The organism is Stenotrophomonas sp. TWI1151 (assembly GCF_039673135.1).
GTDB lineage: Bacteria > Pseudomonadota > Gammaproteobacteria > Xanthomonadales > Xanthomonadaceae > Stenotrophomonas.
Genome location: NZ_JBDJLA010000011.1, coordinates 44,221 through 62,638 on the forward strand (window position 1 = coordinate 44,221; position 18,418 = coordinate 62,638).

Here is an 18,418-nt window from a genome sequence, read left to right on the forward strand (position 1 = left end):
AGCTTAGCGGGAATCACGCAGGCGGCGGATGATGGCCGTGGCGTTGTGCGCCGCCACGGCCGCTGCCTCACTCCTGGCGATACACCTGCGCCCCGAGCTCGCGGAACTGGGCGGACTTCTCGGCCATGCCGGCCTCCAGCGCCGTGTGCGCCTCCAGCCCCTGCCCGGCGGCGTAATCGCGCACATCCTGGGTGATCTTCATCGAACAGAAGTGCGGGCCGCACATCGAGCAGAAGTGGGCGAGCTTGTGCGCGTCCTTGGGCAGCGTCTCGTCATGGAATTCCTTGGCCTTTTCCGGATCCAGCCCGAGATGGAACTGGTCTTCCCAGCGGAATTCGAAACGCGCCTTGCTCAGCGCGTTATCGCGGACCTGCGCGCCGGGGTGGCCCTTGGCCAGGTCCGAGGCGTGCGCGGCAATGCGGTAGGCCATGATGCCGTCGCGTACGTCCTGGCGGTTGGGCAGGCCCAGGTGTTCCTTCGGGGTGACATAGCAGAGCATCGCGGTGCCGTACCAGCCGATCATGGCCGCACCGATCGCACTGGTGATGTGGTCGTAGCCCGGCGCGATATCGGTGGTCAGTGGGCCGAGCGTATAGAACGGGGCTTCACCGCACTCGCGCAGCTGTTTGTCCATGTTCTCCTTGATCAGCTGCATCGGTACGTGGCCGGGGCCTTCGATCATGGTCTGCACGTCATGCTTCCACGCGATCTTCGTCAGCTCGCCCAGCGTCTCCAGCTCGCCGAACTGCGCGGCATCGTTGGCATCGGCGATACAGCCCGGGCGCAGGCCGTCACCCAGCGAGAAGGTCACGTCGTAGGCCTTCATGATCTCGCAGATGTCCTCGAAGTGCGTGTAGAGGAAGTTCTCCTTGTGATGCGCCAGGCACCACTTGGCCATGATCGAGCCACCGCGCGAGACGATGCCGGTCACGCGCTTGGCGGTCAGCGGCACGTAGCGCAGTAGCACGCCGGCGTGGATGGTGAAGTAGTCCACGCCCTGCTCGGCCTGCTCGATCAGCGTGTCGCGGAAGATCGCCCAGTTCAGTTCTTCGGCGCGGCCATCGACCTTCTCCAGGGCCTGGTAGATCGGCACGGTGCCGATCGCCACCGGCGAGTTGCGCAGGATCCACTCGCGGGTTTCATGGATGTGCTTGCCGGTGGACAGGTCCATCACGGTATCGCCGCCCCAGCGGATCGCCCAGACCAGCTTTTCCACCTCCTCGGCAATGCCCGAGGACACGGCGCTGTTGCCGATGTTGGCGTTGATCTTGGTCAGGAAGTTGCGGCCGATGATCATCGGCTCGCTTTCCGGGTGGTTGATGTTGTTGGGTAGCACGGCACGGCCACGCGCAATCTCATCGCGGACGAACTCGGGGGTGATGATCCTGGGGATCGAGGCACCGAAGGACTCGCCGGGATGCTGCTGCAGCAGTGCGGCGTCGCGGATCGCATCGAGTCGCTGGTTCTCGCGGATCGCCACGAACTCCATCTCCGGCGTGATGATGCCGCGGCGTGCGTAGTGCATCTGGGTGACATTGGCGCCGGCCCGCGCACGGCGTGGCTGCAACCGCGCGGGGAAGCGCACCGCGTCCAGACGTGCATCGGTTTCGCGCGAGCGGCCGAATGCCGAGCTCAGGCCGTCCAGCACCTCGGTATCGCCGCGCTCGGCCACCCAGGCCGCGCGCAGCGCAGGCAGGCCGACGGAAAGGTCGATGGCGACAGCCGGATCGGTGTAGGGGCCGGAGGTGTCGTACACCGTGACCGGCGCGTTCTCTTCGCCACCGAACAAGGTGGGCGTGCGGGTCAGCGTGATCTCGCGCATCGGCACCTGGAGGTCGCTGCGCGAGCCCTGCACGTGGATCTTGTGCGAGCCGGGAATCGGCCGCGTGACCGATTCGGAGAGTTGCTGGGCCTGTTGCTGCAGGGCGGAGAGCTGTGCGTTCATCGAGGCATCGTCCTAGGTTCAATCCCCGCACAGGGACTGTGCGGTTCTATGCGAGGGATTCGCATGGGAGGGACGAAACGGCGGCGCTCGACGGACGGATTGCGGGCGGTCTCCGGGCGCGGTGGCCCTACGGCGCAATGCATCTGCAGATGCGAAGCTTCCCTACGCCGGTATCAACCGGATCAGGTTCGAAGGGACTGTCTCAACCTTGGCCACTGGGCCGCGGTACCCCCGCTTCGGGGCGAATTAGAGCACAAAGCGGCGCCCACGGGCGCACGACCGAGCCGCACACTGACGTGATGGGCCTTTGCATGTGAACAGAGCGCCGACACCCCATGCACTACCATGCTGCAGCGCGGTATGCGGTGCGGTCAGGGGGTAGCCTCCCGATCGTGCGCACACCGCGCTCTGCTCGACGCCATTGACGTCCGTACTGACCGGCCTCGACCGGCTTGATCCGCCCCAGTTGTTGCCGTTGTGCCGCTGGAGATTGCAAGCCTCGGCTCGCCCCTACTGATCGGAGACACGCCTGCATGGTGTTCCGCATTTCCATCGCACTGGTCGCACTGCTGGTGCTGATCGCCGGCCTCGCGCCGGGCCCCTTCAACGAGGTCGTCCAGAGCGGCCTGTCCACCATCATCCGCAGTACTGGCTGGCTGTATCTGCTGGTGGTGTTCATCACGCTGTCGTTCCTGATGTACCTGGCCTTCGGCCGCTTCGGTTCGCTGCGCATCGGCGGCGAGGATGCCGAGCCTGATTTTTCCAATGCGAGCTGGATGTCGATGTTGTTCGCCGCCGGCATGGGCATCGGCCTGGTCTTCTGGGGCGCGGCCGAACCGATCTCGCACTTCGTGAAGCCGCCCGAGGGACTGGCCCCGCAAAGCATGGAAGCGGCGCGCGCATCGATGCGCTATGCGTTCTTCCATTGGGGCCTGCATCCCTGGGCGATCTACGCGCTGATCGGCCTGGCGATGGCCTGGTTCCAGTTCAACCGCAACGGCCGCGGGCTGATCAGCGATCTGCTGCAGCCGATCATCGGCGCGCATCACCGCGGCTGGATGGGTACCGTGGTCAACGTCGCCGCCGTGGTCGCCACGGCGATCGGTGTGGCCACGACGCTGGGCTTCGGCACGATCCAGATCGCGGCCGGCCTTGAGCGCGTGTTCGGTATCCAGGCCTCGGTACCCGTGCAGTTGACCATCATCGCGGTGGCGTTCGTGCTGTACATGGCCTCCACCACCAGTGGCGTGCACCGCGGCATCAAATGGCTCTCGAACTTCAACCTCGGCCTGGCGGCATTGCTGCTGGCGCTGATCCTGGTGCTGGGGCCGACCGGCTTCATCTTCGATACGTTCACCACCACGATCGGCTCCTACCTCAATTCGCTGGTGACGATGAGCCTGCGGATGTCCCCGTTCTCGGGCAGCACGTGGGTGGCGGACTGGACGATCTTCTACTGGGCGTGGTGGATCGCGTGGGCGCCGTTCGTGGGTTCGTTCATCGCGCGCGTCTCGCGTGGGCGCAGCATCCGCGAGTTCGTGCTGGGCGTGGTGATCGCACCGAGCGTGCTGGGCTTCCTGTGGTTCTCGGTATTCGGTGGCACGGCGCTGTGGTCGCAGATCTTCGGCCACGTGGATCTGGCCCAGGCGCTGGGCAATGGCTACGAGACGGTGCTGTTCACGATGTTCGACAGCCTGCCGATGCCGACGGTGCTGTCGGTGATCGCGCTGGTGCTGTTGATGATCTTCTTCGTGACCTCGGCCGATTCGGCGGTGCTGGTGCTGGCGACGATGTCGACGGAGGAGGCCGGCGATCCGCCGCTGGCGCGCCGGATGGTGTGGGGCGTGGCGATTGCGTTGATCGCGGGCGTGCTGCTGTTGGCCGGCGGCCTCAATGCGCTGCAGGGTATGATCACGATCGCGGCACTGCCGTTTGCGTTGTTGATGCTGGCGGTGATGTGGTCGTTGTACCGGGTACTGGATATGGAGCATGCGCTGCAGCGGCGCCGTGCGCAGCGCGCGCGGCGGTTGATGGACGAGTGGATCGAGCGGGAGATCGCGGCGCAGGAAGAGACACGCGATGAGGCGGCTCGGGCGCCTTAGGGTGGCTGGGTTGGTCGCTTAGAGCGGCACGCTCCCGGGCTATCGGTGGGCGGGCCGGGGCGGGTGGGTTAGCGGGACACGCCGTGAATCCGTCCTTGGAGGCTCATGTCGCGCCATCCATGGCGCTCATGGTGCCGACAACCCACCCGCCCCGTCCCGCTCACAGTTTCAAGGTGGTTCTGGGGAGAGCCGCCGGGCCAAGCTCGGCGCAGCAGCGTGCACCTGACGCCTTGGCTCCTGGTTGAGGCAAAGCAGCCACGCATGGCGTGGCTCTACCGCTTCGGCCGTGTTCGCTTTTGCCATGCGCACCGACCCACTGTGGGTGGGTCGGCGTGGGGGGGTTGGCGGGACCATGAGCCGCATGGATGCGGCGACATGAGCCTCCATGGATGGATTCACGGCGGGTCCCGCCAACCCACCCAGGGCGGCCCACTACCCGCAGCCCCAAAGCGCCCTGCTTTACGCCCTGCTTGACGCTCTGCCCTGCGACTCTGCCGACCAACGGTCGGCGCTACGAAGCACGAGGGAATCAGTACCCCGCCGCCTGCCCATCCTTGCGGCTTTCCGACGCGCCGTAGTACACCCCGGTCTCCGGATCACGCAGGATCGCCTGGTACCCACCGTAGGGACCATCCGCGAACACCACCCGGTGGCCCTTGCGCATCAACGCGCGCACTGTTTCGTACGGGAAGCCGGTTTCCAGGTTGACTTCGCCACCGTCGCTCATCGCGGTGGCCTGCCCGGTCGGCTCGGTCGAGCCCTCGTGCTGGATGCGCGGCGCATCCCCGGCTTCCTGCAGATTCATTCCGAAATCGACCATGTTCATCACGATCTGGGCATGGCCCTGCGGCTGCATCGCGCCCCCCATCACGCCGAAGCTCATCCACGGCTTGCCGTCCTTGGTGACGAAGCCCGGGATGATGGTCTGGAACGGACGCTTGCCCGGCGCATAGCCGTTCGGGTGATCCTTCTGCAGCACGAACATCTCGCCACGGTCCTGCAGGATGAATCCCAGGCCCGGAGGCGCCATGCCGCTGCCCATGCCGCGGTAGTTGGACTGGATCAGCGAGACCATCATGCCGTCGGCATCAGCGACGGTCATGTAGATCGTGTCACCTTCCTGCAGCTGCTTCGGCGTACCCGGCTGCACTTCACTCAGCGCCTTGTCCATCGAGATCAGCTTGCGGCGCTCAGCGGCGTAGCCTTTGGAAATCAACCGGTCGACCGGGGCCGGGTGGAACGCCGGATCGGTGTAGAAGCGCGCGCGGTCGGCGAAGGCCAGCTTCTTGGCTTCCACGAACAGGTGCACGTGTTCGGGCGAGCCGAAGGGGATGTTGGAGAAATCGTAGCCTTCCAGCACGTTGAGGATCTGCAGCGCGGCGATGCCCTGGCTGTTCGGCGGCAGCTCCCACACGTCATAGCCGCGGTAGTTGCTGCTGACCGGCTCCACCCACTCGCCGTGATGGCTGGCCATGTCCTCATAGCTCAGGTAGCCGCCATTGGCCTTGAAGTAGGTGCCGATGGTGCGGGCGATCTCGCCTTTGTAGAAGGCATCGCGGCCGCCCTGGGCGATCTGCTCCAGCGTGTGGGCCAGGTTCGGGTTCTTCCACATCTCGCCCTTGCGCGGGGCATGGCCGTTGATCGTGAACTGCTCGGTGAAGCCAGGGTACTTGGACAGTCGCGGCACCGAGCGGTCCCAGTAGTAGGCGATCACCTCGGCGACCGGGTGGCCTTCGCGGGCGTAGCGGATGGCGGGCGCGAGGTTGTCGGCCATCGGCTTGCGGCCGAAACGGTCATGCAGGGCGAACCAGCCATCCACCGCGCCGGGTACCGAGACCGGCAGCGGACCGGTGGCCGGAATCTCCTTCAGGCCCCGGCGCTGGAACTCGGCCAGGGTCAGCGACTTCGGCGAGCGACCCGAGCCGTTGTACCCATACAGCTTCCCGCTTTTGGGGTCCCATACGATCGCGAACAGATCACCGCCGACGCCGTTGCCGGTGGGTTCCATCAAACCGAGAGCGGCATTGGCCGCGATCGCGGCATCCACCGCCGAACCACCGGACTTCATCACGTCCAGGGCGATCTGGGTGGCCAGGGGCTGGGAGGTGGCGGCCATCGCGTGCGGGGCGATCACCTCCGAGCGGGTGGCGAAGGTGTGGCCGGTGATCCGGTCGGCGGCGATGGCGGCCGCAGGCAGGGCACACAGGACGGCGGCGGCGAGCAGGCCGCGGGCAAGGCGTGAGGACACGGGGTGGTTCCTGAGGGTGGTAGCGAGCTGATGGTGGCGGCAGATGCCGCCGGAGCACATCCCACTATGGTCATGCACCTCCCACAAATCCGCCGCGAATCCGCGCAATCAGGCCCTGCAAAATGCTGAATTCCAGTTCATCGGAACGCTTTCAGCCGCAACCATCCTTGTACGGCGGGGCCTTGCGGTGGATGCAGGCGAAACCGATGGAAATTGTGTTTCCAGGGTTGACACCGCCAAAAGCCGTGTGGTTTTCTCGATCTCATGTTGCAGCGCACAGCCACCCGCGAATCCATCGAGCACGCCGACCACGGCGCGGCCTCCATCCATTCGCTTCTCGTCCTCGTACTTATTACCCAACCAACAGGTGCGGGACGGACCGGCGTGTAAGCAAGACTGCCAGGTATCCATCAAAACCCGCACCCGACCAGGTGCGGGTTTTTTCGTTTCAGAACCCTTTGATTTCCCACCTCCCTCCGAGTTGCCTTCCACCATGACCCGCCAGCCCACCTCGAGCCAGCCGACGCCTACCGCCCCCACGGCGGGTGCGTTCGCGTGTGGTCGCGGCCAGGCCGGTGCCACCCCTTCCCCTGATGGGCCGACGCGTCGCTGACCGTCGGCCCTCTTTTTTCTTGCCTCCAAAGGACCTCCCCCATGAGCACCAACGACCTGCCCCAGATCAAGATCGCTGTTGTCGGCTACGGCAGCCAGGGCCGCGCGCACGCGCTGAATCTGCGTGAATCCGGTTTCGATGTCGTCGTCGGGCTGCGCCCGGGCGGTCCGACCGAGGTCAAGGCACAGGCCGACGGCTTCACCGTCAAAGCCCCCGCCGAGGCGGTGAAGGATGCCGATCTGGTCGCCGTGCTGACCCCGGACATGGTGCAGAAGAAGCTCTACGAAGACGTGCTCGCGCCGAACATGAAACAGGGCGCGGTGCTGCTGTTCGCGCACGGCCTGAACGTGCATTTCGACATGATCAAACCGCGCGAGGATCTGGACGTGGTACTGGTCGCGCCGAAGGGCCCGGGTGCACTGGTCCGTCGCGAGTATGAGATCGGCCGCGGTGTGCCGTGCATCTGGGCGGTCTACCAGGACAAGAGCGGCAAGGCCGCCGAGTACGCCCTGGCCTACGCCGGTGGCCTGGGCGGCGCGCGCGCCAACCTGATCCAGACCACCTTCAAGGAAGAGACCGAAACCGATCTGTTCGGCGAGCAGGCCGTGCTGTGCGGTGGCGCCTCGGCCCTGGTGCAGGCCGGTTTCGAAACCCTGGTCGAAGCCGGCTACCAGCCGGAAATCGCCTACTACGAAGTCCTGCACGAACTGAAGCTGATCGTGGACCTGTTCTACGAAGGCGGCATCACCCGCATGCTGGAATTCATCTCCGAAACCGCGCAGTACGGCGACTACGTCAGCGGCCCGCGCGTGATCGACGCCGGCACCAAGGCGCGCATGAAGGACGTGCTGACCGATATCCAGAACGGCACCTTCACCAAGAACTGGGTGGCCGAGTACGAAGCGGGCCTGCCGAACTACAACAAGTTCAAGCAGGCCGACCTGGAGCACCCGATCGAGAAGGTAGGCAAGGAACTGCGCGCCAAGATGGTCTGGTTGCAAAGTCAAGCCGCGTAACCGCGCGGCTCCCCCACCCGCTTTCGTAAAGGTCACCGCATGAATACCTCCGCACACAGCACCGCGCCCCGCAACGGCGCACGCTGGTTGACGCAGGCCCTGGAAGCCGAGGGCGTGCATACGCTGTTCGGCTATCCGGGCGGCACCATCATGCCGTTCTATGACGCCCTGGTGGATTCCGGGCTGAAGCACATCCTGGTCCGCCATGAGCAGGGCGCGGCCCTGGCCGCCAACGGTTTCGCCCGTGCCAGCGGCCGGGTCGGCGTCTGCGTCGCCACCTCCGGCCCGGGCGCCTCCAACCTGGTCACCGGCATCGCCGATGCGATGCTGGATTCGGTGCCGATGGTCTGCATCACCGGCCAGGTCGCCACCCCGCTGCTGGGCACCGACGCGTTCCAGGAACTGGACGTGTTCGGGCTGACCCTGCCGATCGTCAAGCACAGCTGGCTGGTGCGCTCGGTCGATGACCTGCCGCAGGTGGTCGCCGATGCGTTCCGGATCGCCCGCGAGGGTCGTCCTGGTCCGGTGCTGATCGATCTGCCCAAAGACGTGCAGGTGGCCGATGCGTCGCACCTGCCCGACCACGTGCCGTCCACGGTGGTGGCACCGCCTGCGCCGCAGGACGAGGCCATCGCGCAGACCATCGCCGCCATCGCCGCGGCCGAAAAGCCGGTGATCTATGCCGGGGGTGGCGTGGCGCTGGGCGATGCGGTGGAGGACTTCCGTGCCTTCGTCGAGGCAACCCGTATTCCGACCGTGCTGACCCTGCGCGGCCTGGGGGCGCTGCCGCCGCAGCACCCTCACTACCTGGGCATGCTGGGCATGCACGGCACCCGCGCGGCCAACATGGCCGTGCAGGAAAGCGATCTGCTGGTCGTGGTCGGGGCGCGTTTCGATGACCGCGCGACCGGCAAGTTGAACGAGTTCGCCCCGTTTGCCCGCGTCGTGCATATCGATGCCGATGCGTACGAGATCTCCAAGCTGCGCACCGCCGACATCGCGGTGCCGGGCAATGTCGGTACGGCGCTGCGCGCACTGACCGCCGCGGCCACCGCACCGGCCACGCAGGAGGCCTGGGCCAAGCGCTGCCAGGGCCATCGTGAACGCTTCGCCCCGCGCTACGACGCACCGGGCAAGCACATCTACGCACCGGCGCTGCTGAAGCGGCTGAGCGAGCTGGCGCCGAGCGACGCGATCATCGCCTGCGATGTCGGCCAGCATCAGATGTGGGTCGCCCAGCATTGCCGTTTCACCCACCCGCGCAACCACCTGACCAGCGGTGCGCTGGGCACCATGGGCTTCGGCCTGCCCGCGGCGATGGGTGCGCAGTTCGCCTGCCCGGATCGCACCGTGGTGCTGGTCTCCGGCGATGGCAGTTTCATGATGAACGTGCAGGAGCTGGTCACCATTGCCCGCTGCCGCCTGCCGGTGAAGATCGTGCTGCTGGACAACAGCTCGCTGGGCATGGTCCGCCAGTGGCAGGAACTGTTCTTCGCCGAGCGCTACAGCGAGATCGATCTGTCCGACAACCCCGACTTCGCCGCACTGGCCCAGGTGTTTGGCATTCCGGCCACGCGCATCGAGGCGCGTGACGATGTCGAAGGTGGCCTGGCCGCGATGCTGGCCCAGCCCGGCCCGGCGCTGCTGCATGTGGCCATCGATGCGCGTGCCAACGTGTGGCCGCTGGTGCCGCCCAACAACGCCAACAGCACCATGCTGGAAAGCAACCCCGCTCATCAGTCCCAGGAGTTCCCCAATGCAATACCGGCTTGACCTGGTGCTGACCCCGGCCGAAGGCGCGCTGCTGCGCGTGATCGGCATGGCCGAACGCCGCGGCTTCGCGCCGCGCGCGATCGCCGGTGCGCCCAATGCCGCCGACGACGGCCGCTGGCACCTGCAGCTGGTGGTCGATTCCACCCGCCCGCCGGAAACCCTGCGTCGCCAGATCGAGAAGATCTACGACTGTGTTTCGGTGCGCATCAGCGCGCTGGAACCCGGAGTATCCGCATGAACGCCCGCACCGTTGCATCGGTGCCGGTACGGAGGTGTCTTCTTGCAGCACATGGATGTGCAAATGGTGCGCGTGCAGGATGCACAACGTCGCACCGCGCTGCAGGAGGCACGACGTCGCACCGTGCGCCGTCGCAGCGCGTACCGCGCCGCGACGATCACCATGGCCGGGTGCGTGATGCCGGCTAGCCGTACCCCGCAGGAACCGGAGGTAGGCGACGTAAGCGTCGCCGATGTGTTGGCCGCGCAGGCGCGGCTGCGCCGCTTCCTGCCGCCCACGCCGCTGCACTACGCCGAGCGTTTCGGCGTCTGGCTGAAGCTGGAAAACCTGCAGCGCACCGGGTCCTACAAGGTGCGCGGTGCATTGAACGCCCTGCTGGCCGGGCGTGAGCGCGGCGATGACCGCCCGGTCATCTGCGCCTCGGCCGGCAACCACGCCCAGGGCGTGGCGTGGGCCGCCTACCGCTTGAACATTCCGGCGATCACGGTGATGCCGCACGGTGCACCGGCCACCAAGATCGCCGGGGTCGCCCACTGGGGCGCCACCGTGCGCCAGCACGGTGAGAGCTACGACGAGGCCTACGCCTTCGCCCGTGCCCTGGCCGACCAGCACGGCTATCGCTTCCTGTCCGCCTTCGACGACCCGGACGTGATCGCCGGCCAGGGCACCTTGGGCATTGAACTGGCCCCGCATGCGCCGGACGTGGTGATCGTGCCGATCGGCGGCGGTGGCCTGGCCTCCGGCGTCGCGCTGGCGCTGAAATCGCAGGGCGTGCGCATCGTCGGTGCGCAGGTGGAGGGCGTCGATTCGATGGCCCGCGCCATCCGCGGCGACGTGCGTGAAATCGCCCCCGTCGCCACACTGGCCGACGGCGTCAAGGTGAAGATTCCCGGTTTCCTGACCCGCAAGCTGTGCAGTGCGCTGCTGGACGATGTGGTGATCGTGCGTGAAGCCGAGCTGCGCGAGACCCTGGTGCGGCTGGCGCTGGAAGAGCACGTCATCGCCGAAGGTGCCGGCGCGCTGGCACTGGCCGCCGGCCGCCGGGTCGCCGGCAAGCGCAAGTGCGCGGTGGTCTCCGGCGGCAACATCGATGCGCTGGTATTGGCCCAGCTGCTGGCCGACATCCGTCCCCGCCCCCCGCGCAAACCGCGCCGCCGCGCCAGCGAGCGAACACGCCCGCCCCTACCAACCGTGCTCGCGACATCCCCGATTTCCGCTTCGATTCCTACCTCTGCCATCCCATCCGACCTTGCCGTCGAGGAGACCTCCTGGTGACCATGCCCAACTCCCCCCGAATCAGAATTTTCGACACCACCCTGCGCGACGGCGAGCAATCGCCCGGCTGCAGCATGAGCCCGCAGCAGAAGCTGGTGATGGCCCGCGCACTGGACGAGCTGGGCGTGGATGTCATGGAAACCGGCTTCCCGGCCAGCTCCCAGTCCGACCGCGAAGCGATGGCCATGATCGCCCGCGAAGTCCGCCGCCCGACCCTGGCCGTGCTGTCGCGCTGCCTGGCCGCCGATATCGAAACCTCGGCCAAGGCGCTGGAGGCAGCGGCGAACCCGCGCCTGCATGTATTCCTGTCGACCAGCCCGCTGCACCGCGAGCACAAGCTGCGCATGAGCCGCGAGCAGGTGCTGGAGTCGGTGCACAAGCACGTCAGCCTGGCCCGAAGCTATGTGGGTGATGTGGAGTTCTCCGCTGAAGACGCCACGCGGACCGAGGAAGACTTCCTGATCGAGGTCGCCCGCGTGGCGGTAGCCGCCGGCGCCACCACCATCAACCTGCCCGACACCGTGGGCTTCACCACGCCGGAAGAGATCCGCGGGATGTTCCAGCGCGTGATCGCCGGCGTCCCGGACAGCGACCGCATCATCTTCAGTGCGCACTGCCATAACGATCTGGGCCTGGCCGTGGCCAACTCGCTGGCCGCCATCGAAGGCGGCGCGCGTCAGGTCGAGTGCACCGTCAACGGTATCGGCGAGCGCGCCGGCAACTGCTCGCTGGAAGAAATCGCGATGGTGCTGAAGGTACGCAACGCCTTCTACGACGAAGACACGCACATCAACACCCAGCGCATCGTCGCCACCTCGCAGCTGCTGCAGCGCCTGGTCGGCATGCCGGTCCAGCGCAACAAGGCGATCGTCGGCGCCAACGCCTTCGCACACGAGTCGGGCATCCACCAGCACGGCATGCTGCGTCACCGCGGCACCTACGAAATCATGCGCCCGGAAGACGTGGGCTGGGAATCCTCGCAGATGGTGCTGGGCCGCCACAGTGGCCGCGCTGCGGTCGAACAACGCCTGCGTGCGCTGGGCTTCTTCCTGTACGAGGAGGAACTGAAGCACGTCTTTGAACAGTTCAAGGCACTGTGCGAACAGCAGCGCGTGGTCACCGACGCCGACCTGCAGACCCTGATGCAGGGCAGCGCTACCCAGAACGGCTACCGGCTGGCCTCGATGACGATCAGCGACGTCGGCAGCCGCGCCAACGCGCTGGTCGAGCTGTCCGATCCTGACGGCAACCGCGTTGCCGAGACGGCGCAGGGCGATGGTCCGGTCGATGCGCTGTTCGGTGCATTGTCGGCCGCCACCGGCGTGCAGTTGATGCTGGACAGCTACCACGTGCACAGTGTGGGCATCGGCGCCGATGCGCGCGGCGAAGCCAACCTGAGCGTGCGCCATGAGGGCGTGGAGTACGAAGGCACCGGCACCAGCCGCGACATCATCGAAGCCTCCGCACTGGCGTGGCTGGAGGTCGCCAACCGTCTGCTGCGCCAGCGCAACGCGACGGCCGAGCAGCCCGCGGCCACCGCCGCGGCCTGAGCACCCCCACTACGTACCCCGAACCGCAGCAAGGCCAGTCCATGACCCCAGCTCCCCGCACCCTGTACGACAAACTGTGGGATGCCCACGTCGTCGTTCCCGAGACCGACAGCGCGCCCGCCGTGCTGTACATCGACCTGCACCTGATCCACGAGGTGACCTCGCCGCAGGCCTTCACCGAACTGCGCGAGCGTGGCCTCTCCCCGCGCCGGCCGGACCGGACCAAGGCGACGATGGACCACTCCACCCCCACCCTGCCGGCCGGTGCCGACGGCAAGCTGCCCTATGCCAGCGCCGCCTCCGAAGCCCAGGTGGCGATGCTGGCCGACAACTGCGCCACGCACGGCATCGAGCTGTTCGACCTGCAGTCGGCCAGCCGCGGCATCGTGCACGTGATCGCCCCCGAGCAGGGCTTCACCCAGCCGGGCATGACCATCGTCTGCGGCGACAGCCACACCTCCACACATGGCGCGTTTGGCGCGCTGGCCTTCGGCATCGGCACCAGCGAGGTCGGCCATGTGCTGGCGACGCAGTGCCTGCTGCAGCGTAAAGCCAAGACGATGGCGATCACCGTCGATGGCGCGCTGGCCCAGGGTGTCGGCGCCAAGGACGTGGTGCTGCACATCATCGGCGTGATCGGCGTCAACGGCGGCACCGGCCACGTGCTGGAGTTCCGCGGCAGCGCCATCGAGGCGATGGACATGGAACAGCGCATGACGTTGTGCAACATGTCCATCGAGGCCGGCGCTCGCGCCGGCATGGTCGCCCCCGACCAGACCACCTTCGACTGGGTCGCCAACACCCCGCGCGGGCCCAGGGGCGCCGACTTCGATGCGGCCGTTGCCGCCTGGTCGCAGCTGCGCAGCGATGCCGGCGCGCGCTTCGATGTGGAGGTCCACATCGAGGCCGCCGACATTCGCCCCACCCTGACCTGGGGCACCCACCCCGGCACGGCGATCGCGGTGGACCAGCCGATCCCGGCGGCCAACGATGCGGCCGACCAGAAAGGCCTGGACTACATGCACTTCCACGCCGGGCAGACCCTGGCCGGCACCCCGGTGGATGTGGTCTTCGTCGGCTCCTGCACCAACGGCCGGCTGAGCGACATGCGCGAAGTGGCACAGGTGCTGCAGGGCCGCCGCGTTGCCGACGGCGTACGCATGCTGGTGGTGCCCGGTTCGGAGATCGTCAAGCGCCAGGCCGAAGCCGAAGGCATCGATGTGGTGGTGCGCGCGGCCGGCGCCGAATGGCGCGAGCCGGGCTGCTCGATGTGCATCGCCATGAACGGTGATCTGGTCGCGCCGGGACAACTGGCGGTCAGCACCAGCAACCGCAATTTCGAAGGCCGCCAAGGCCCCGGTTCGCGCACCCTGCTGGCCTCGCCGATGACGGCCGCCTGGGCTGCGGTGAACGGCCGCGTGGCCGACCCACGCGAACTGTACGCCACGCTGGAGGTGGCCTGATGAGCGGCTTCCGTACCCTGACCTCGACCAGCGTGGTGCTGCGCGAGACCAATATCGACACCGACCAGATCATCCCGGCGCGGTTCCTGTCCACCACCGAGCGCGCCGGCCTGGGCAAGCATGCCTTCAACGACTGGCGCTGGCAGAGCGAGGGCGTGCCGAACCCGGCATTCGCCTTCAACCAGCCACACAACGCCGGGCGCAGCATCCTGCTGGCCGGGCGCAACTTCGGCTGCGGCTCCTCGCGTGAGCATGCGCCGTGGGCGCTGACCGACCTGGGCCTGCGCGCCATCGTCAGCAGCGAGATCGCCGATATCTTCCGCGGCAATTCGCTCAAGAACGGCCTGCTGCCGATCGTGCTGGACGAGGCCGATGTGCAGACCCTGATGCAGCGTCCGGATGACGAATTGACCATCGACGTGGCCGCGCGCGAACTGCGCACCCCCGATGGACGCGTGTATGCCTTCCCGCTGGACGGCTTCTCGCAGACCTGCCTGCTGGAAGGCGTGGACCAATTGGGGTATCTGTTGGGTCGTACCCCTGACATTGAACGTTACGAGAGTGAACATGCACGCTGAGATTGTCGTATTGCCGGGTGACGGCATCGGTCCGGAAGTCGCCGCCGCCGCCGTCGCGGTGCTGGAAGCCGTCGCCACCCGTTTCGGTCACACCTTCGGGTTCCAGGAACACGATATCGGGGGCATCGCCATCGATCGCCACGGCGAGCCGCTGCCGGCCACTACGCTGGAGGCGTGCCGCAAGGCAGACGCCATCCTGCTTGGCGCGGTCGGCGGCCCGAAGTGGTCGGACCCGAATGCCAAGGTCCGCCCGGAACAGGGCCTGCTGGCGATCCGCAAGGCGCTGGGTCTGTACGCCAACCTGCGCCCGGTGCGCACGCACGCGGCCGCGCTTGGCGCCTCGCCGATCAAGGCCGAACTGCTGGAGGGTGTGGACTTCGTGGTCGTGCGTGAGCTGACCGGCGGCATCTACTTCGGTGAGAAGACCCGCACCGCCGACACCGCCAGCGACCTGTGCAGCTACAGCGTGGGCGAGATCGAGCGCGTGCTGCGCACCGCGTTCCGCCTGGCCCAGACCCGCCGCGGCAAGGTCACCTCGGTGGACAAGGCCAACGTGCTGGAAACCTCGCGTCTGTGGCGCGATGTCGCCGCGCGGATCGGCCGCGAGGAATTCCCGGACGTTGCACTGGAACACCAACTGGTCGATTCGATGGCCATGCACCTGCTGGCCAAGCCCCGCGAATACGACGTGATCGTGACCGAGAACATGTTCGGTGACATCCTCACCGACGAGGCCTCGATGTTGGCCGGCTCGCTCGGTCTGCTGCCCTCGGCATCGCTGGGCGAGCCCGGCGCAGTGGGCATCTACGAGCCGATCCACGGCTCGGCGCCGGACATCGCCGGCAAGGGCATTGCCAATCCGTACGCGACGATCTTCAGCGCCGCGATGCTGCTGCGGCATTCACTGGGGCTGGACGACGAGGCTGCTACGGTCGAGGCCGCGGTGTATGCCGTGCTGGATGACGGCGTGTTCACCGCCGATCTCGCCGCCAAGGGTTTTGCGGTGAGTACCGCCGCAGCAACCGACGCGGTCCTTGCCAAGCTGCAATGATCGTCACGAACGCGGCCTGAGGGCCGCGTTCGTGTGTCTACATCCCGCACGGCCTCCCTGTCCCGTCGGCCACGTCGCAGCCAGCGGCCGGCCCCCAACAAGGAAAGCCTTTGAACCCTCGTTCCTCTGCCGACTTTCTCGCCCACGTGGCCCAGCGCGATCCGCATCAGCCGGAGTTCCTGCAGGCCGTCAAAGAAGTGATCCAAAGCCTGTGGCCGTTCCTGGAGCGCAATCCCCGCTACCTGGAACAAGGCCTGCTGGAGCGGCTGGTGGAGCCCGAGCGGGTGATCCAGTTTCGCGTGGCCTGGGCCGATGACGCCGGCAAGATCCATGTGAATCGCGGCTGGCGCGTGCAGCACAGTTCGGCGATCGGCCCGTTCAAAGGCGGCATGCGCTTCCATCCGTCGGTCAACCAATCGATCCTGAAGTTCCTCGCGTTCGAGCAGACCCTGAAGAACGCGCTCACCACCCTGCCGATGGGCGGTGGCAAGGGCGGCTCGGACTTCAATCCCAAGGGCCGCAGCGACACCGAGGTGATGCGCTTCTGCCAGGCGCTGATGCTGGAACTGCATCGCCACCTGGGTGCCGACACCGATGTACCGGCTGGCGATATCGGCGTCGGCGCGCGCGAGGTCGGCTACATGGCCGGCATGATGAAGAAGCTCACCAACAATGCCGCCTGCGTGTTCACCGGCAAAGGTCTCTCCTATGGTGGCAGCCTGATGCGCCCGGAGGCGACCGGCTTCGGCACGGTCTACTTCGTCGAGCAGATGCTGCACCATGCCCGCCGCGATACCGATGGCGCCAGGGTGTTGATTTCCGGCGCTGGCAACGTGGCCCAGCATGCCGCGATCAAGGCCATCGAGCTGGGCGCGAACGTACTCACGCTTTCCGATTCCGGCGGCACGCTGTACGCCCGCAACGGCTTCGACGAAGCGGGCCTGCAGGAGGTGATGGAACTACGCAACGAACGTCGCGGCTGCCTGTCCGAACTGGCTGATGACAAACGCTTCGAGTACCTGGACGGCAAGCGCCCCTGGCACATCCCGGCCGAGATCGCCCTGCCCTGCGCCACCCAGAACGAACTGGACGAGGACGACGCCCGCGCCCTGGTGGACAACGATGTGCTGTGCGTGGCCGAAGGCGCCAACATGCCGTCGACACTGGAGGCCATGGAGGTCTTCCTCAAGGCGGGCACCCTGTATGCGCCGGGGAAGGCCAGCAATGCCGGCGGCGTGGCCACCTCGGGGCTGGAAATGAGCCAGAACGCGCAGCGCCTGTCATGGCATCACGCCGATGTCGATGAGCGCCTGCACGGAATCATGAAGGATATCCACGCCAACTGCGTGCGCCACGGCAAGCGGGCCGATGGCAGCGTGAACTACGTGGATGGCGCCAATATCGCCGGCTTCGTGAAAGTGGCCGATGCGATGCTGGCGCAGGGCGTTTACTGAGGGCAGACCGCTGTAGAGGCGCAGCGGTGTTCATCCGCTGCGCCCTGCAGTACGTCCTGCCAACGTGATCAGTACGCCGAGCGGACCTCGCTCGTCATGCAGCCGGCCAGCACGGCACCGCTGTCGGTGGGTATCACGCTGAATGCCCGCACGCGCGTGAATCCAGCGGCCCGCTCCCGCGTTGCTTCGCGCTTCCAATACCCTTCCACCTGACGATCCACCGCGCCCAGGCCAGTGGCGTCGAGCACCGCCTTCAGCGGCGCATCGCCCATGTCGGCTGCGAGGTAGCCGCCATACGCGAGGACGATCGACGTCGCAGCCAAGCCCTTCAACGCCACCGGCTGCTCCAGGGTGATGACCATGACCGGCATCTCCTGGCCATCAGCACGGTACTCACGCTCGGCCACCGCGCGGACATTGTCCGGCCATGCCAGCGGCGACAGTTCCGAGACACGCTCCCGCAGGTTGGCGATGCGCCGCATGGCAGCGTCGTCCGCCCGGCATTCGAGCGCGGCGCCCATATCATCCGCCGTGGCCGTCTCGCGCAATCGGGGTGGAAGGCGCGCCTCGCGCATCGGACCGGGGTAGTCACAGCCCAACCGATAGCCCGCACCATCGCTGCTCACCACGATGGCGCCCGGCGATGCCGGATCGCCTGATGCGGCGGGCGCTGACCACATCTGGAACGGCTCACGCAACGTATTCGACCGGTGCCGAAGTCCGTTCCTGCTGACGATGCGCGCACGCTGCCCTGCATCGATGGGAATCGAGAAGCCCATGTCATCCGCCACCACGCGGTGCGTTGTGACGCCGTGTGCCGTCAACGTCACCGGCATGTCGATGAGGGTCGTCGCGTGCTCCTCGTCACCGCTGCGCGTGAAGCTCCAGCCCTGCAGATGGGCCGGTCGTTCCTGCGCCGTGCCATACGCTGCACCACGCAACGCGGTCGTCACCGCCTGCATCGTCGCCGGTGAGGCACGGCACTCCAGCAGCTCGACGAGATCGCGCTGGAAACTGGCAGCGGTGGTCGCCTGCGCTGGCAACGCGGAAACCATCAGCAGAACGATCGCCGCCGCAGTGGCGAACGGAGAAGAGGAACGTGACGACATCAT

Annotated in this window: 13 protein-coding genes and 1 riboswitch; of the genes, 10 read left to right on the forward strand and 3 right to left on the reverse strand. The window is 66.9% G+C overall.

From position 1 onward, the window contains the following. Positions 1 to 67: 67 nt before the first annotated feature. Complete coding sequence (gene thiC, locus ABE422_RS13640) at positions 68 to 1,945, reverse strand: phosphomethylpyrimidine synthase ThiC (protein WP_313209161.1); 1,878 nt, start codon at positions 1,943 to 1,945, stop codon at positions 68 to 70. A gap of 141 nt (positions 1,946 to 2,086) precedes the next feature. Then, positions 2,087 to 2,188, reverse strand: a riboswitch (TPP riboswitch). A gap of 290 nt (positions 2,189 to 2,478) precedes the next feature. On the opposite strand from thiC, the gene ABE422_RS13645 reads away from it, so the two are divergent. Continuing rightward, entirely contained in the window at positions 2,479 to 4,047 is a 1,569-nt protein-coding gene (locus ABE422_RS13645; protein WP_102788207.1) for a BCCT family transporter, read from the forward strand. Between the two features lie 529 nt (positions 4,048 to 4,576). Here the strand turns inward: ABE422_RS13645 and ggt are convergent. Further along, positions 4,577 to 6,295 (reverse strand): gamma-glutamyltransferase, encoded by a 1,719-nt coding sequence (ggt, locus tag ABE422_RS13650; protein ID WP_313209160.1) that lies wholly within the window; start codon positions 6,293 to 6,295, stop codon positions 4,577 to 4,579. Positions 6,296 to 6,949: 654 nt separating this feature from the next. Here ggt and ilvC point away from each other — a divergent pair. The 9 genes from ilvC (at position 6,950) to gdhA (ending at position 17,306) form a co-directional block, all read left to right on the forward strand. Next, positions 6,950 to 7,924, forward strand: a complete 975-nt coding sequence (gene ilvC, locus ABE422_RS13655) for a ketol-acid reductoisomerase (protein WP_313219646.1) — start codon at positions 6,950 to 6,952, stop codon at positions 7,922 to 7,924. A 39-nt stretch (positions 7,925 to 7,963) separates the two neighbouring features. Next, the gene (gene ilvG, locus ABE422_RS13660) at positions 7,964 to 9,697 is read left to right on the forward strand and encodes an acetolactate synthase 2 catalytic subunit (protein ID WP_313219645.1); all 1,734 of its coding nucleotides are present in this window, start codon (positions 7,964 to 7,966) and stop codon (positions 9,695 to 9,697) included. Then, positions 9,681 to 9,935, forward strand: coding sequence for an ACT domain-containing protein (locus ABE422_RS13665; protein WP_019183810.1), 255 nt, complete (start codon positions 9,681 to 9,683; stop codon positions 9,933 to 9,935). The genes ilvG and ABE422_RS13665 overlap by 17 nt, the downstream gene beginning before the upstream one ends. Before the next feature lie 177 nt (positions 9,936 to 10,112). Further along, a complete protein-coding gene (locus ABE422_RS13670; RefSeq protein ID WP_265309319.1) occupies positions 10,113 to 11,210 on the forward strand; it encodes a threonine dehydratase in 1,098 nt (365 codons plus the stop codon). A 2-nt stretch (positions 11,211 to 11,212) separates the two neighbouring features. Next, the gene (locus tag ABE422_RS13675) at positions 11,213 to 12,760 is read left to right on the forward strand and encodes a 2-isopropylmalate synthase (protein ID WP_313219644.1); all 1,548 of its coding nucleotides are present in this window, start codon (positions 11,213 to 11,215) and stop codon (positions 12,758 to 12,760) included. Between the two features lie 41 nt (positions 12,761 to 12,801). Then, on the forward strand, positions 12,802 to 14,223 hold the full coding sequence (gene leuC / locus ABE422_RS13680; RefSeq protein WP_313219643.1) for a 3-isopropylmalate dehydratase large subunit: 1,422 nt from the start codon (positions 12,802 to 12,804) through the stop codon (positions 14,221 to 14,223). Further along, on the forward strand, positions 14,223 to 14,801 hold the full coding sequence (gene leuD / locus ABE422_RS13685) for a 3-isopropylmalate dehydratase small subunit (RefSeq protein WP_038686391.1): 579 nt from the start codon (positions 14,223 to 14,225) through the stop codon (positions 14,799 to 14,801). The genes leuC and leuD overlap by 1 nt, the downstream gene beginning before the upstream one ends. Continuing rightward, the gene (leuB, locus tag ABE422_RS13690; protein WP_313209155.1) at positions 14,791 to 15,852 is read left to right on the forward strand and encodes a 3-isopropylmalate dehydrogenase; all 1,062 of its coding nucleotides are present in this window, start codon (positions 14,791 to 14,793) and stop codon (positions 15,850 to 15,852) included. Before leuD ends, leuB begins: the two co-directional genes overlap by 11 nt. Before the next feature lie 110 nt (positions 15,853 to 15,962). After that, positions 15,963 to 17,306 (forward strand): NADP-specific glutamate dehydrogenase, encoded by a 1,344-nt coding sequence (gene gdhA / locus ABE422_RS13695; protein ID WP_346483153.1) that lies wholly within the window; start codon positions 15,963 to 15,965, stop codon positions 17,304 to 17,306. A gap of 68 nt (positions 17,307 to 17,374) precedes the next feature. Here the strand turns inward: gdhA and ABE422_RS13700 are convergent, their stop codons facing one another. Further along, the gene (locus ABE422_RS13700) at positions 17,375 to 18,415 is read right to left on the reverse strand and encodes a hypothetical protein (protein ID WP_346483154.1); all 1,041 of its coding nucleotides are present in this window, start codon (positions 18,413 to 18,415) and stop codon (positions 17,375 to 17,377) included. Between the last annotated feature and the right edge of the window lie 3 nt (positions 18,416 to 18,418).

Bases quoted from the DNA above. Each gene is read 5' to 3' on its own strand.
- ABE422_RS13665 (WP_019183810.1), top strand. From the start codon at position 9,681: ATGCAATACCGGCTTGACCTGGTGCTGACCCCGGCCGAAGGCGCGCTG.
- ilvG (WP_313219645.1), top strand. From the start codon at position 7,964: ATGAATACCTCCGCACACAGCACCGCGCCCCGCAACGGCGCACGCTGG.
- ABE422_RS13675 (WP_313219644.1), top strand. From the start codon at position 11,213: ATGCCCAACTCCCCCCGAATCAGAATTTTCGACACCACCCTGCGCGAC.
- ABE422_RS13670 (WP_265309319.1), top strand. From the start codon at position 10,113: ATGCCGGCTAGCCGTACCCCGCAGGAACCGGAGGTAGGCGACGTAAGC.
- leuD (WP_038686391.1), top strand. From the start codon at position 14,223: ATGAGCGGCTTCCGTACCCTGACCTCGACCAGCGTGGTGCTGCGCGAG.
- ABE422_RS13645 (WP_102788207.1), top strand. From the start codon at position 2,479: ATGGTGTTCCGCATTTCCATCGCACTGGTCGCACTGCTGGTGCTGATC.
- ABE422_RS13700 (WP_346483154.1), bottom strand. From the start codon at position 18,415: ATGTCGTCACGTTCCTCTTCTCCGTTCGCCACTGCGGCGGCGATCGTT.
- ilvC (WP_313219646.1), top strand. From the start codon at position 6,950: ATGAGCACCAACGACCTGCCCCAGATCAAGATCGCTGTTGTCGGCTAC.
- leuC (WP_313219643.1), top strand. From the start codon at position 12,802: ATGACCCCAGCTCCCCGCACCCTGTACGACAAACTGTGGGATGCCCAC.
- leuB (WP_313209155.1), top strand. From the start codon at position 14,791: ATGCACGCTGAGATTGTCGTATTGCCGGGTGACGGCATCGGTCCGGAA.
- thiC (WP_313209161.1), bottom strand. From the start codon at position 1,945: ATGAACGCACAGCTCTCCGCCCTGCAGCAACAGGCCCAGCAACTCTCC.